Below are 14,493 nucleotides of genomic sequence, written 5' to 3' on the forward strand. Positions count from 1 at the left end.
GAACTCATCCGGGCGCGGTCCTGTTGCGTCTCAAGGCGATCTCCTGTTGCACGTCAGTCCCAACGCACGGCCAGAAGGACGGGGAAACTGGCGCCGAGGCGCGTCGGCGCAAGGCATCCAACCGTATCCCAGGGGGAGCCCTCGGCCGGACCCTCCCGTTGCGCGCCCGCTATCTCCTCGTCTCCCAAAATTTCCCGTCCGGCCGCGATTGGCGCAGCCGGCGAAAACCAAAACGGGAGATCCTCGAATGACCAAAATCCTGAACGTCAACGACCTTTGTGACGCGATCGCAGCGTCCACGCTCGACGACGACACGCAGCGTGCCCTGATCGATACGCTGGAAACCTCCGTGGCCCATGTCGCCAAGGTCCTAGCCGACCACTACGGGATCATCTCCGAACACGCCGAATATGAAGGCGGCTTTGGTGGGCTCTGCGTCAATTTCCGTCCGGCCTACGAAGGCCAGGAATGCCCGGACGTGATCGATGAAGGCGACGAAGGCGGGGATTGGCCGTAGCTCGGCCAAAGCACCGCGAGAAGGTGACGCTCCGGCGTTTGGGAGAACGACTATCCAAGGTTGAAATCTTCCCGGCACCTGTTACGCTCACTGCATTCATCGATTTCTTTTCAGGGAGGGCGCTCGCATGGCCAGCCCCAAGATCATTATCCTGTCTGACGGCACCGGTAATGCCGCCTCAAGCGTTTGGCGCACGAACGTCTGGCGGATGTTCCAGGGGCTCGACCTGCAAGGCAACAGCCAGGCCGCGAAATACGACGACGGCGTGGGCACCTCCTCCTTCGTGCCGCTCGCTGTGCTGGGCGGCGCATTTGGGTTCGGCCTCAAGCGCAATATCCTCGACGCCTACAAGTTCATCTGCCGCAACTACGATCACCAGAACCACTCGAAGATCTACCTCTTCGGCTTCAGCCGTGGCGCGTTCACCGTCCGCGTCCTCGGCGCGCTCATCCTGCAGCAGGGCTTGGTTGTGGCGGATACCGAAGCGGAGCTGCACAACGGTGCGGTCAAGGCTTACCGGGCCTACCGGGCCAAGGGTTACCACTCAATCTTGGGGATCGAGGTGCTCTTCCGCGCCTTGCGCGACTACGTCGTGATGCCGGTGCTCGACCTCCTGCGGCGCAACAAGCCCTATGCCGAAATCGTCCGCAGGGACATCCCGTCCATAGAGTTCATCGGCGTGTGGGACACGGTCGCGGCCTACGGCCTTCCCATGGATGAGATGACGCGCGGCGTCAGCAACTGGATCTGGCCCCTTGAGCTCCCGAACCGGATATTGAATCAACGCGTCAAATGCGCAAGGCACGCGCTCGCGCTCGACGATGAGCGGACGACCTTCCATCCCGTGCTCTGGACCGAGGAAGGCGAATCCAAGCCGGCGGTCCCCACCACCATCGACGACGAGCGCCTGGTCCAGGTCTGGTTCGTCGGCATGCACGCCAACGTGGGCGGAGGGTATCCCGACGATGCCGTGTCGTTCGTGCCGCTGTCCTGGCTGGTCGACGAGGCCATCAAGCGTGGTCTCGTGTTCAAGGAGGCCCCGTTCGCGGACCCGGACTCCATCAAACTGATCAATTCGGCGCAGGACAAGGACGGCCGCCTCTACGACTCGCGTTCCGGCCTCGGCTCCTACTATCGCTATGGCCCACGGAAGGTCTCCGACCTCTGCAATGACCCGGATGTCGGCGTCAGCGTCAAGTTGCCGAAGATCCACGAAAGCGTGTTCGACCGTATCGACAGCGGCTGCAATGCCTATGCTCCGATTGGCTTGCCACCGGAATATGTCGTGGTTTCCCGCAACGGCAAGCTCACCTCGCTCGGGCCGACGACATTCGAGACGTCGGCGGGTGCGACCGCCCGTTTTGTGGCACAGGAAAAGCTCTGGAATTTCGTCTGGATGCGCCGGCTGGCGTATTTCGCCACACTGGCGGCCACGCTGCACCTTGCGGCATTCCCGTTCATCCACGACCGCATCAAGGAGCATGAGTTCGAGTCGCCGATCCGAATGGTCTCCGAACTCGTGCGGTTCTTCGAATCCTTCCTGCCGAAATCACTCCACTGGTGGACGGACTGGTACGCCGCGAACCCTGAATGGTTCGCCGGGGGCATCGCCGCCGTGATCCTGCTTATGGTTCTTGGCGGCAGCCTCAGCAGCAAAATCAAGGACCGGATGCGCCTGCTCTGGCGGGACCGGGCGGCGCCAGTGCCGCTCTCCGGTCTGATGCACGACGCCATTTACGCGTTCAGGACCCATCCACTCTATCAGTTCGTCATCCGCGCCGGGAAGCGGCACGTCCTGCCGTTGCTTTTGGTCGTAGGAATGGTGGGGCTCGGCGCGACGGTCGCGAGCCATTTCCTGTTCAACGTCGCGGACTCGATGGGAGCATTCTGCAAGGGCACAGCGGAGGCCAACCTTGTTCCGGTCAACAAAGGCATCGACCAGGACGGCGCCGACTTCGCTACATCTGCGATCTGTGCACCAACAGGCCTGAAGGTCTTTTCCGGTCGCTCGTATGAGATCCGGATCGCAGTCACCGAGCCCTGGACCGACGCCGAGCGGCCGACCACACCTGCTGGTTTCCGGACCTCCACCGTCGAGCTTGCCAGCCGGTGGAAGTTTCGCAGCGCCATTTTCCTCCGCCGCATCCTGTTCAGACCCTGGTACCGCATTATTGCGCGCGTCGGCGAGACCGGCGTAGACGAGTATTTCCTTGATCCCATCCCGCTTCCGAACACGACACCGCAGACGTACAAGGCAACGTTCAAGGCTGCGCGCAGCGGAGAGCTTTTTCTCTATGTCAACGACGCGGTGATCGGCCTGCCATGGCTCAGCGAAACGTTTTATCCGAACAACGTAGGCAAAGCTAAGGTGACAGTGAAATTGTTGTGAGGCAATTCAGACCTGGGCCGAGGCCCAGGTCAACGGCTATGGATCACACCTCTGGGGCACCTACCGCCAGTGGGCCGAGAAGGGGGCCACCGTCCGCAAGGGCGAGAAAGCCTCCTACGTGGTTTTCTACAAGCAGGTCGAGGTGGCATCCGATGACGAGGCTGAAACCGACGGTAAGACGCGGGCATACGCGCGGGCCACGCCGGTGTTCAATGCCGACCAGGTCGATGGTTTGCCGCAGGACGTACCTGCCGCTCCTGTAGAGCAGCTGGGCGACGTTGAAAGCTTCATCGCCCGTACCCGCGCGAACATCATCCATGGCGGCAACCGCGCCTGCTTCGTTCCGAAGCTGGACGAGATCCACATGCCGCCGCGCGAGCTGTTCACCGGATCGGCAACGTCAACCGCCACCGAGGCCTACTACTCCACCCTGCTCCATGAGCTGACCCACTGGACCGGACCGGCGCACCGCTGCAACCGCGACCTTTCCGGCCGCTTCGGGACTGAAGCCTATGCAATGGAAGAACTGGTGGCCGAGCTTGGCGCTGCCTTCCTGTGCGCCGAGCTGGGGATTGCGGTTGAGCCGCGTGCCGACCATGCGCAGTACCTGGCGCACTGGCTGAAGGTGCTAAAAGCCGACAAGCGGGCCATCTTCACTGCTGCGTCAAAGGCTGGCGAAGCGGCTGCGTTCTTGCAAGGGCGAGCTATCTCCTAAGGCACGTTGACCGGAGGCATCGCAGACGTAGGCAGCAGAGTGCTCCCGCTATCGAGCTTGCTGCCAATCTCGGCCATTTTGCGTATCTTCTTGAGACCAAGCGTCTCATCGGCGAGTTCTACGACCGCTTCTTTGCAGTCTTCGTCCCGAAGGCAGGCGACGCCGGCAACGGCACCGCCCACCACGTAGACGTTGGTCTCTCCCTCGATTTTGACCTTGCCAAACCGGGTATCGATCTTCGCCAGCTCAACCTTGGTCTTGCCGTTGAGGTTGATGGTAATCGATCGCTCGGAAGGTTTCGCCACAGCAGATTCTAACCCCATGCTTTCAAGTCGCGTGGGAGACCACGGCTTGATCGTAAGACCGGCGGCGGCCTCCGAAGCGGATCGACCAGCGACTTCCACACCGGACCTCGAGCCGGTAGCTTTGACGCTGTCGGCGAGCGCGACGATGTCGGACCTGCGGGAGAGCAGCTGAGCCGCAGAACCACTCATCCCGCTCGATGCGTCCGCCGCCATAAGGAAGTCGTACCGTCCCGTAGACATCAGCGCCTTCATGGCGGCTTCTCTCTCCGCTGCGGTAAGCTCGAAAGTCCTGAAGGCATATCCCGACGTCCGGACCCATCCGAACCGTTCAGCGAGCACAAGGGCGGGCCGTTCAGGTCCGGCATGGGCAGGGGACGCAAGGGGCAGCCAGGTAGTAGCCAACGGCACCGCAATCGCCATAAGGGAGAGCTTCATGATCCGAACCCCGTTTCCTGCGTTGGAAATGACAACGGGATTGGAGACTGCGGCCGCCGAGATGAACCGGAGGTGAGCACAACCTTAAGGTTCTGCAATGTTGGCCATCCTCCCTGCGGCAGAACGTCGCCAGGCAACCGCCCGGTGTCTTTCCTGCCACGCCGGTAATCACCGATTACTTCACCGCTGGCTTCTTAAGAGGCAGCCCCGCTGCTGAATACAACTCCGCGCGCTAGATTGGGCTCGTGCACGGACACAAAGCCCGCGTTGCTGCGTATGCCCTGATGGTGGCATCCGTCGCGGCGTCCCCGCTCGCTGCTCCCAAAACCCGGCCGGCACACACGCCCCCGGCCGCGGAAGTGGACGCCGCATCGCCGACCACGCCTGCACCCCGTCGCGAAGTCGCGCCGCAGTGCAAGATCGGCACCGAACGCATCAGTCCCCTCACCGGACGCAAGCAGGTGTGCAAGTGAGCGCGCTGCTGGCCCGCACCGCCGCACTCCTCGCTCAGGGAAGGGGCCCGGCGCGCAGGCGTCGGATTTGCAAAGCTTCAGGCAACGGATTTGCAAAACGTATACAATCCCAGGCCGCCATCAAAACCGCCTCCAGACCCACCGCCGTCCTCACCACCCTCTCCACACTGCTCTTGCTCTCACTCGCGAGCATGTCCTTCGCCGCCCCCGGCGAATGGTCCGACTTCGCCACGGTCAGCATGACCGACCCGGAAACCCCAAAGCTCACCAACAACGGCATCTGCTGGAGCGACGGCACCAACATCCTCTGCGACGGCACCGCTGGACTGGCGAGCGGGGGTGGAACGGTCGCCGACAAAGATCATCTCCGGCACGACGCGCGTGACCGCTAACACCACCGGCTATATCAGCTTCACCACCGGCGGAACGACGACCGGTTACATGGATACCTCGGGTAATTTTGTGATGCCGGGAGTAAGCCTGACAACAAGCGGCATCAGTTCAACCAACGGCTATTTCAGCGCTCCGACAACCATTGCCTCCAACCTCACCATAGCCGGAAACACTGGTTCCTACATTAACTTCCAGAACAACGGGACTTATGTGCAATGGGGCGGTGGCGCCGCACGGATGACCGGTGATGTCACCAACAAATACCTGGCCTTCTCCACTTCCGGCACCGAAGCCATGCGCATCGTCAGCAGCGGCTACGTCGGCATCGGCACCACGGCCCCTGCTGGCCCGCTTGATGTCTCCGGTACCAACGGCCGTATGTACCTTGATACTGCCGGCAGCTCCCTCGTCTTCACTCGCAGCGGAGACAACTCAATCCGCGCCGCGGCCACCGGCGGCAAAATAGGCCTCTACACCAACAATAACACCCGCCTGCTAGTTGATAGCACCGGCAACGTCAGCATCGGCACCGGGACCCTCAACGCCTCCGCCACTCTCCACGTGTCCGGCACCGCCCGCATCACCAGCTACACCTACATCGGCGACAACGTAACCCCCACCGCTCCTCTCGAAGTCTCCGGCACAGTAAGCGCCACAAGATTTGTTGGCGACGGCTCCGGCCTCACCGGCATCGTCGGCGCCTCCAGCGGCGACAACATCGCCTCCGGCACCACCCGCGTCACCGCCAACACCACCGGCTACATCTCCTTCACCACCGGCGGCACCACCACCGGCTACATGGATACGGCGGGCAAGTTCATTCTGCCCGGTATCAGCCTCACCACCGCAGGCGTCAGCTCAACCAATGGATATTTCAGCGGCAATGCAAGCACTGATGGCAATTTCGTTCTTAGCGCCAGTGGCGGACGATTGACCTGGGGCGCTGTAACCAATGATAGCATTCACGGGGATGCCTCGGCGAACAACCATTATATCCGCTTCACCACCTCCGGCACCGAAGCCATGCGCATCGTCAGCACAGGCTACGTCGGCATCGGCGTCACCTCGCCAAGCGGAAAAACTGCACGTTAGCGGCAACGTTCAGGCCAGCAACTTCTTGGCAGCTTCGGGTGGTGGTTCGGGTCTTTGGTGGGGCAACGCCAACCGCGTCATCGGCGATGGAAACACCAACACCAAGTACATCGCCCTCCTTACGTCCTCCACCGAAGCCATGCGCATCGTCTCCACCGGCTACGTCGGCATCGGCACTACGGCCCCCAGCAGAGCATTGGATGTAAGCGGATCGGCGAACGTTTCCACCAACCTGGGTGCGAACACCATGACCGCGGTCTCGTGGATGCAAATTGCCAATACCAGTGCGGCCTCGCTCTTCTTCGGCACTTCCAACAACAACCTTATAAGGGGAAGTGACACGAGCGGTTACGTTTCGGTCTACACCTCCGGCACCGAAGCCATGCGCATCGTCTCCACCGGCTACGTCGGCATCGGCACCTCCACGCCCAACGCTAAGCTTGAGATAGTGGGTGATGTCAGCGGTAGCGGCAGGTTTGTGTCTACTCCTGCATCGACCTACGACGGAACCGCGCAAATCGCCGCATCAAACCCGCTCAACTCTGCTGCCAATTTCTACATGGGCTGGATCAGCAACACCGCCCGCTTGCGTATTGGCGGCACCGGGGCGGGCGCCAATAACGGTTTGGATATCCAGGGTCGGCCAACTTCTCCTTGATGAAGGTCACCCCCCAAGGCACGGGCATTCTCATCGCCAGCACCACAACTCCCACCGCTCCTCTCGAAGTCTCCGGCACAGTAAGCGCCACAAGATTTGTTGGCGACGGCTCCGGCCTCACCGGCATCGTCGGCGCCTCCAGCGGCGACAACATCGCCTCCGGCACCACCCGCGTCACCGCCAACACCACCGGCTACATCTCCTTCACCACCGGCGGCACCACCACCGGATATATGGACACGGCGGGGAAATTCATTCTTCCCGGCGTCTCCACCACTGGCCTGATCAGCGCGACGGCCATTAATGCCGAGATCATACCGCTTAGGGACCTCAGCGATGCCTCAGCCAGTACCAGTCTGGGGAGCCTCTACATCGGTTCAGGCGTGGGTACCACCGGAAATCAAAGCTCAACCGAGAATACGGCTGTGGGCAGTATCATATTCAATAGCGCCAGCATGAGCGGCAGCGGCAATACCGCAATCGGCCGGTACATCATGCAGAACAACACGTCCGGTATGAGGAACGCCGCCGTAGGCAGGGGCGCACTTTACCAGAACACAACCGGAAACGACAACGTGGCGCTTGGCTACGCCAGCCTCTTCGCCAACCAGTCCGGCTTCTACAATACGGCCATTGGGTCGGGAGCGGCCCAGAGCAGTGTAGATAGCGTATACAACGTGATCGTGGGCTCTGCGGCAGCCAACTTCACCGACACAATCAGCCAATCGGTGCTCATAGGCCACCAGGCCGGCTACGGTGTCTCTGGCTCCACCACCGGCCTGCTCAATGAGGTGATGATCGGCTTCAAGGCTGGCTACAGCATCACCACCGGTGGTTACAACACCTTCCTCGGCACGCAGGCGGGCTACAACGTCACCACCGGTGGTAACAACATCATGATCGGCAGCTACGCCTATGCTCCCACTGCCACCAGCAGCAACATGCTCGACATCGGCAACCTCATCTATGGCAATGGACTTGTCGCGAGCAGCAATGGTGGCTCGGGCATTGGCGAGGTCGGCATCAACTACGTCACCCCCAGCGTCGCCCTCGAAGTCTCCGGCACCGTAAGCGCCACACGGTTCGTCGGCGACGGCTCTCTGCTCACCGGCATCGTCGGCTCATCAAGCGGCGACACCATCGCCAGCGGCACCACCAAGATGACAGCCAACCAGACCGGCTACATCAGCTTTACTACCGGCGGCACCACCACCGGCTACATGGACACCTCGGGCAAGTTCATTCTTCCGGGCATTTCCACAACTGGCCCCGTCAGCGCCACCAACGGCTACTTCACCGGCCCGGTGGGGATCGGTACTGCGCCCCAGGCAGGTTACGACCTTTATGCCATCGGCCAGATCCGCACCAACAACAACGTCATCATCGGCAATAACCAGAACCTGATGTGGGGTGACGGCACAACCTACATCCGCGGCCGTACCGACCAGCAGTTCATGTCCCTCTACACTTCATCCACCGAAGCCATGCGGATCGTCAGCACCGGTCAAGTCGGCATCGGCACCGGCAGCCCTACCTCCGGCTATCAACTCACTGTCTCGGGTAGCATCGTAACCAATAACAACATGGTGGCGAACGGCTCGATGAATGCCCAGCAGTTCGGTCTTCCCGGTTGGAGCGAGACCATGAGCGGCAGCAACTCTGGCCACTATCTCACGTTCACCACCTCCGGCACCGAAGCCATGCGCATGGTCTCCACCGGCTACGTCGGCATCGGCACCAATGCCCCTGCAAACCGTTTGGATGTAGCAGCGAGCGCCAACATCAGAGGCAATCTGTACATGGGGCAAACCGGCGCCAGCGGCAGGATCTACTTCAACCGCGCAAGCGATGGGGTCAATAATGGTTGGGTTGGTTATCCGAGTACAGGCAACAGCAGCAGCGATGTGGCGCTTTATTCCAACGGAGGTGGGTCTTACCTTACCTTTTATACCAACGGCACCGAGCGTGTACGGATAGACAACAGTGGCCTTGTCGGTATCGCCACTGCCACCCCCACCGCCCCCCTCGAAGTTTCTGGCACCATCTCCGCCAGTAGCATCAACCTCCCAAGTGGCAGTGTGAACTCGTATGGCTGGGTCGGTGGTAACAGCGCCTTCAATCGATATCAGCCGGCGGACAATGGAGGTCGCGGCGGTGTTGCCGGCGCAAGCAGCGTGTATATGAACATTGACTCCAATAACGATGAATCCACCGCCTTCTTCGCTATCGCCAAGGGCTCGCAGAATTTCGGCGGTGGTACGGAACTCATGCGTCTCACCGAGACCGGATTTATGGGCGTTGGCACCGTTACCCCCACCACCCCGCTCGAAGTCTCCGGCACCGTAAGCGCCACCACCGGCCAGTTCAACAGCCTCGGCACGGGCCTTATCGCCGCCACCGGCATCTCCATCACCACCAACCGCACCAGCGTGACCACCCTCTACGCCAGCGGCGCGGTGCAGCTTGACAACTATGGCGCGGGGACGCTCACCACCGACGCCAGCGGCAACGTCACCGCCTCGTCTGACGAGCGCCTGAAGGACATCAAGGGCGGCTTCACCCGCGGCCTGGAAGCCATCACGTCACTTAACCCCATCGTCTACCAATGGAATGCGAAGAGCGGCAACGACATGACCACCACCTACGCCGGCTTCTCGGCGCAGGACGTGCAGAAGGCCATCCCGGAAGCGGTGAGCACCGACCAGCGCGGCTAGCTCACCCTCTCGGACCGCCCCATCGAGGCCGCGCTGGTCAATGCCGTGAAGGAGCTGAAGGCCGCCAACGACAACCTCAAGGCCGCCAACGACGACCTGAAGAAGCGGCTGGATAGCCAGCAGCGCGACATTGAAGTCCTCAAGAAACGGGCGGGACTGCGCTAGCCGACCAATGCCCGGTTTCACCCACCAGGCGGCAGAGAAGGGGATCAAGGCCAATCGCTTGAAGGCGCACAAGCATGCCAGCGCCATCCACGCGGCGATGCGCAGGCTGATGAAGCAGGGCATCACCGGATACACCGCGCTTGCTGCCAGGCTCGAGGAACTGGGCTTCACCGGCACCCGCGGCGGAAGAATAACGAGGGAACGCCTCTACGAAATCCGCCAGCGTCTCCACCGCAAGTAACCACTCAATCCCGCCACCGGCCACATGCTCACCCTGCGTCCCGCGCCAACCACGCCCGCGCCGGCAGCTGCATGGTACGCCAACATCGGAACTGCAGCCCGCCGTCTCATGACAAGCTGAAACTCCGCCAAAGACAGTCCATATGCCTGCGAAGCACCAATAGTGGTGTCACTCGCACCAGACGCTTACACCAGGGATTGCCGACCGAACCTCTCTCATAGGCAGGCTAGTGCAATGGCCCTGTAGGATTTATAGCTCAGATCATCGGAGTTCAGATCGGCCAGTTGCGAACTTCTCGCCGCGCTAAGCTTACTCTTCGCCAGCCTGATTGCGTTTCGCGTGGCAGCATCGAACACACCTGATTCTCGGCCCTTGAGATTGGGGTCACACACGGCAAGGACGGACTGTAGCAATTTGAGACGGCTTATATCGGCAAAAGCAAACTTTTCGAACGCGGTTCGGTATCCACGATCCACACCTTCTGAATCAAGATTGCAGGCTTTCGAATTTGAGAGCAGTTGGGCTTCTACTGTATTTACGATACGATCCTCGACATTGTCGAATGGAGCTGTTGCAGCCCCGCTTCGCACCGCTCCGAACTTCGCCTGCTGGATAGCCTCCCTTGTTTGAGGATCAAAAGCGCCGCTGGGCGGTACGCATAGATTTTGCTGAATCGATCGGATCACCGTAGCAGGCATCCTTCGTTCAATTGGAGTTAAAGGTGTCCCTTCCGGCATTTCAATGCTCTGCTGCGGGCGAGGAACCTCCACGATCGGCATTTTCAGCTCTTGAATCATTTTCTTTTGCTGTTCGAGATATTTCGCGCGAAGGAAGAGCGCAACCGGCACGTCAAGACCGTTTTTTGACAGCCATTGTTGAACAAGCTCCAGGTTATCGCGGCTGGTGTTTGCAAAAGAGCGGATTTGGTTTGCCGCGATCTCTTCATCTGCCGCTGCCTCCTCGGTCTGGTCATCCCCCTCACTCAGCTTGGCCAGTTTGGACAGAGCTTCACTATCGAAGCGGAGACCGAACTCACTCAGAAGGTCGTTAAGCCCTTGAATTGCTCCTTCCCACTCCTCGGCGTTGGCGAGTTTCACCAACTCTTGCATGCGCTTTTTGATGCGCTCAAACTCCGATGTTCTTACCTCCAGCCGCCGCGAGGTTTGGGCAAGTTCAGCCTGCTGAACTTCCAACGCCTTCGCGGTCTTGAGTTGTTCGGCAGCGGCCATTATTGCCTTGGCGTTTTCCTCTCCGGCTTTCTTTCGCGCTTCCTCGGCCGCGGAAGTTGCGTCCGCGGTTATTTGAAACAATTTCTTAATTTGATCGACTTGGGCTGAACTGACCGTTGCCATCGTGTCATACGTTTTGATCAACGTGTCTCCCGAAGTGACCATCCTGTCTTTGTAGGTCAGATTTATATTGTCGATGCTTTCCTTATACGCGCGATTGATGACTTCCAGCCTGCTCTGGTTATCGATCTGCGTCTGCCGGAACGCCGCCTGAAACTGCAGTATGACGTAGACCGCCAAACAGGACACTATGATCAGCGGAGCGAGGATCCCGAACGTCCGCAGTGCGTCTGAGAGGAAATCCCAAGGCGTGCGGCCAACAACATGATTTGTCGAAGTGATCTCGGTGCTACCGGGCTTAGCCATCTTTGTCTCCGGCAATATTCGTCGAAATAAACGGATGGTTTGAATGCGTGCGCTGGTATCGCTGCTATTCTAGCCCCCTTGTACCACGAAAGTATAGCCACGCCGGCGCCACTACCGTTGCGGGAGCGTCGGTATGAACCAAATTCGGCATCACGGTTGGTCGGGCAGCATGTCCTCGTCGGCTGCTCCTTCCGTACCTTCATCAGCAAGTGGGGGGTGGCATTGGGACGGGACTTTTGTCGACGGCTACAGACGAACGTAGGCACGTCGGCAACCCGACCGGGCTCTACGCGCAAGCGCGCCGGGCCAGGAGGTCCCGGCCTCCGGTCACGATCCCTCGCGCAAATCCACACCCGCGCGGCGGCCGCCCCCTGGCCCTCGAAAACAGCCGAACACCCGTGTGAACGACCAAAGCAACGGATTTGCAAAAATCCGCCATCCGCGCCTCAAGATCCTTGCAAATCCGTCGCCCGAACGCAGCACCGTTCGACGACCACCGCCGTTGTAAATCCGTCACCTGCCCCGTCGCCACTTTCTTGCATATCCGTGACACGGCGGCATCCGGGCGCCACCCTTGCGAATGGCATCCGATCACGCCCGACAGCCTCCGACGCGATCCGGCATCAAGGCACCGGAGCGTTGCCCCCACTGCAACAGCACGCGGCTCATCAAGAAGGGCAGCCGCACCAAGAAGCTGGAGGCGGTGGCGATGATGAAGTGCAAGGCCTGCGGCCGCACCTTCACGCCGGGCCCGCGCGCGCTGCGCAACAAGACCTATCCGCTCACCGAGATCCTGGAAGCCATCACCACCTACAACCGCGGCTTCAGCCTGGCCGAAACCAGCGCGCAACTCTCATCGCGCTACGGCCACAAGGTCAGCGCTGCCACCATCTCCCGCTGGCTGGGCCAGCATCCGTCGCTCACCACCTATTCGCGGCTGCGCTCCGCGGGCAAGCGTCTCTACAGCCCGCGCCAGCTGATCCGTACCAACAAGCTCTACCACCGGCAGGTCTACGAGTTCGCTTACCATCGCGCCAAGCTCGACCTGCTGCGCAAGGGGATGCTCGACCCGTTCATCCACCGCAGTTCATCCGATTCATTTCAGAAGTTTGCCGACTTTATTGAAAGCATCCCTTCAAGCTGTCCACATACCCTCTTCAAGTCGGAAGACGGAGTCCGCGGCTCGCAGCTCGGCAACACGTTCATAGACATCGCCAGCCTGGAGGTTATCGAGCGCCAGAACGCGGCGACCGAGACCGCGGCGCTGATCATTCCCGGCGTCGGCAGCAACCACGAACGGCACAGCCGTTTGCAACGCTTCATGCTCGCCAACGATGCCGCCACCATCGCCGTCGAGGTGCCGATCTGGCTCCGCGAGGTCGACATCGCCGCCCTGGAGGCCGAGCACGGCATTGTGCTCGTACCCAGGCAGTTGCGCGACCCCGGACATCCAGCCGGCGGGCACGTGCCACGGCAGGTCACCGGACATATAGATTTCCTGCAGGTGCGCAACGGCTGCCTGCATATCCTCGACTACAAGCCCGGCGCCCGTACCAACCAGCCGTTCGCCCAGCTCACCCTTTACGCGCTGGCGAGTCATCGACGACGAAGGCCTCAAAGGCCGGCTTGGTTTTGGTGTTCTCACCCATGGGTCCACTCTTTCAAACGTTGATAGATGCGCAGGTGTCTGCGTCTTCACTGTGAGCGGACCTGGGTGAAGTGGAAACAACAGCCGGGCGATGGGAGCAGGAAGTCGCGGTTTTCCGCCGGCTTTTGCGTTTATTGTCTGTTGTCGGGCATCCGACGGGCTGCCGGCGAATGAGCGCTTTGCGCGTAACCCGGCCGGAATCCATTGCCGCGCGCGGGTTGCCTCCTCACACTGCCAAGGCTCGCAAGGGCAACGCACCTCCGTGCTAAACCAAGAAGAAAAAGGAGGTCGCGATGCGTACAGCGAGCGCCTTCCTAAGGCTCGCATGGAAGGGGCTTGAACTCGCGTTCATGCTCACCATCCGGCTCTAGGAAAAGGAAAGGCCCCATTGCAGTGGGGCCCTCCTAGCTAAACCAAGCTCGTGCGTTAGCGAGCAAGGGTCTTCTACCACAAATCCGAATTCATTTCAATGCCGATGCTTTTTCACGTGGGGATCCGGGATGAAGTGGCTCACGTCCGGCTCTTCAATGCCCCGGTCGATATCGTCTGAGCGATTGCAGGCGCACGGCTCGCCGGCACCGCACTGGCAGCCAAGTTCTTCGCTCCAGGCGCGATCGGGATGGTTCTCGCAGACGAAGCCGATGCCGAAGCAGATCGGGCAATTGGGATTGGTCATGGCATGAGAAAGCGCGCGGGCCTTGCTCCCAAGATCGCAAGCATACCGCGCGCCTCCGGTTACGTCGCCAGTTCTTTGCGAACGGCGGCGGCCGAATTCCCGACCTTGTCCACGGCCTTCTGCAGCTCTTCCTTCGAGACGCCCAAGTCCTTGGTTCAGTATTTGACCTCGAAGTCCTCGTGCATGTTGATCTTGCTACGGTCGCGCTGGTCCCTTTTGGTGAGATTGTCGCTCATCTTGCTCCTCCGTCGCCTGCACAAGCCGTTCATCGTCAAGGACGGCGAGCAGGTCATTGATTGTCTTCTCGCAGTCCCGCTGGCCAGGCTCGACATGGCCAGCCAGGATGGCCTGGGCTTCTTTGACCGCCTGGGTTACGGGATCCGGCATGCCGGTACTCCACTCATTTTCCGGAGAAAA

General features: G+C 60.6%; 13 protein-coding genes and 1 pseudogene. 9 read left to right on the top strand and 5 right to left on the bottom strand.

What is annotated here, in order from left to right; genetic code table 11:
• The first annotated feature begins 247 nt into the window (after nt 1-247).
• From BCCGELA001_RS30620 to BCCGELA001_RS30630, 3 genes are all read left to right on the top strand, one after another.
• Nucleotides 248-517 carry a hypothetical protein gene (locus tag BCCGELA001_RS30620; protein WP_008545444.1) on the top strand — a complete coding sequence of 90 codons (270 nt, stop codon included), beginning with the start codon at nt 248-250 and terminating at the stop codon, nt 515-517.
• Between the two features lie 127 nt (nt 518-644).
• Nucleotides 645-2,906: a DUF2235 domain-containing protein gene (locus BCCGELA001_RS30625; protein ID WP_008545445.1), complete on the top strand. Its 2,262-nt coding sequence runs from the start codon at nt 645-647 to the stop codon at nt 2,904-2,906.
• Nucleotides 2,907-2,910: 4 nt separating this feature from the next.
• A complete protein-coding gene (locus BCCGELA001_RS30630) occupies nt 2,911-3,621 on the top strand; it encodes an ArdC family protein (RefSeq protein ID WP_083543463.1) in 711 nt (236 codons plus the stop codon).
• On the opposite strand, the gene BCCGELA001_RS30635 is transcribed toward BCCGELA001_RS30630, so the two are convergent.
• Nucleotides 3,618-4,178: a hypothetical protein gene (locus BCCGELA001_RS30635; RefSeq protein WP_144441577.1), complete on the bottom strand. Its 561-nt coding sequence runs from the start codon at nt 4,176-4,178 to the stop codon at nt 3,618-3,620. The two genes, BCCGELA001_RS30630 and BCCGELA001_RS30635, sit on opposite strands and share 4 nt — an antisense overlap.
• A 652-nt stretch (nt 4,179-4,830) precedes the next feature.
• Here BCCGELA001_RS30635 and BCCGELA001_RS37625 point away from each other — a divergent pair.
• From BCCGELA001_RS37625 to BCCGELA001_RS30660, 5 genes are all read left to right on the top strand, one after another.
• On the top strand, nt 4,831-5,226 hold the full coding sequence (locus tag BCCGELA001_RS37625) for a hypothetical protein (protein ID WP_144441578.1): 396 nt from the start codon (nt 4,831-4,833) through the stop codon (nt 5,224-5,226).
• A complete protein-coding gene (locus BCCGELA001_RS30645) occupies nt 5,174-6,319 on the top strand; it encodes a hypothetical protein (protein WP_060737000.1) in 1,146 nt (381 codons plus the stop codon). Before BCCGELA001_RS37625 ends, BCCGELA001_RS30645 begins: the two co-directional genes overlap by 53 nt.
• Nucleotides 6,320-6,344: 25 nt before the next feature.
• A complete protein-coding gene (locus tag BCCGELA001_RS30650) occupies nt 6,345-6,977 on the top strand; it encodes a hypothetical protein (protein ID WP_060737001.1) in 633 nt (210 codons plus the stop codon).
• Complete coding sequence (locus BCCGELA001_RS30655) at nt 6,977-9,691, top strand: beta strand repeat-containing protein (protein ID WP_060737002.1); 2,715 nt, start codon at nt 6,977-6,979, stop codon at nt 9,689-9,691. The genes BCCGELA001_RS30650 and BCCGELA001_RS30655 overlap by 1 nt, the downstream gene beginning before the upstream one ends.
• Nucleotides 9,692-9,863: 172 nt before the next feature.
• Nucleotides 9,864-10,097: a hypothetical protein gene (locus BCCGELA001_RS30660; RefSeq protein WP_008545468.1), complete on the top strand. Its 234-nt coding sequence runs from the start codon at nt 9,864-9,866 to the stop codon at nt 10,095-10,097.
• 215 nt (nt 10,098-10,312) lie between these two features.
• Here the strand turns inward: BCCGELA001_RS30660 and BCCGELA001_RS30665 are convergent, their stop codons facing one another.
• Nucleotides 10,313-11,752, bottom strand: a complete 1,440-nt coding sequence (locus BCCGELA001_RS30665) for a hypothetical protein (protein ID WP_008545469.1) — start codon at nt 11,750-11,752, stop codon at nt 10,313-10,315.
• A gap of 580 nt (nt 11,753-12,332) precedes the next feature.
• Between BCCGELA001_RS30665 and BCCGELA001_RS30670 the strand changes: the two genes are divergently transcribed.
• Nucleotides 12,333-13,424: a PD-(D/E)XK nuclease family protein gene (locus tag BCCGELA001_RS30670; protein ID WP_008545476.1), complete on the top strand. Its 1,092-nt coding sequence runs from the start codon at nt 12,333-12,335 to the stop codon at nt 13,422-13,424.
• 442 nt (nt 13,425-13,866) lie between these two features.
• Here the strand turns inward: BCCGELA001_RS30670 and BCCGELA001_RS30675 are convergent, their stop codons facing one another.
• From BCCGELA001_RS30675 to BCCGELA001_RS38200, 3 genes and pseudogenes are all read right to left on the bottom strand, one after another.
• Nucleotides 13,867-14,076, bottom strand: coding sequence for a hypothetical protein (locus BCCGELA001_RS30675; RefSeq protein WP_008545479.1), 210 nt, complete (start codon nt 14,074-14,076; stop codon nt 13,867-13,869).
• A gap of 59 nt (nt 14,077-14,135) precedes the next feature.
• Nucleotides 14,136-14,312 (bottom strand): annotated as a pseudogene (locus BCCGELA001_RS30680) (DUF3606 domain-containing protein).
• On the bottom strand, nt 14,272-14,463 hold the full coding sequence (locus BCCGELA001_RS38200) for a hypothetical protein (protein ID WP_008545482.1): 192 nt from the start codon (nt 14,461-14,463) through the stop codon (nt 14,272-14,274). The pseudogene BCCGELA001_RS30680 and the gene BCCGELA001_RS38200 overlap by 41 nt, the downstream one beginning before the upstream one ends.
• Nucleotides 14,464-14,493 lie beyond the last annotated feature (30 nt).

Source organism: Bradyrhizobium sp. CCGE-LA001, assembly GCF_000296215.2.
Taxonomy (GTDB): domain Bacteria; phylum Pseudomonadota; class Alphaproteobacteria; order Rhizobiales; family Xanthobacteraceae; genus Bradyrhizobium.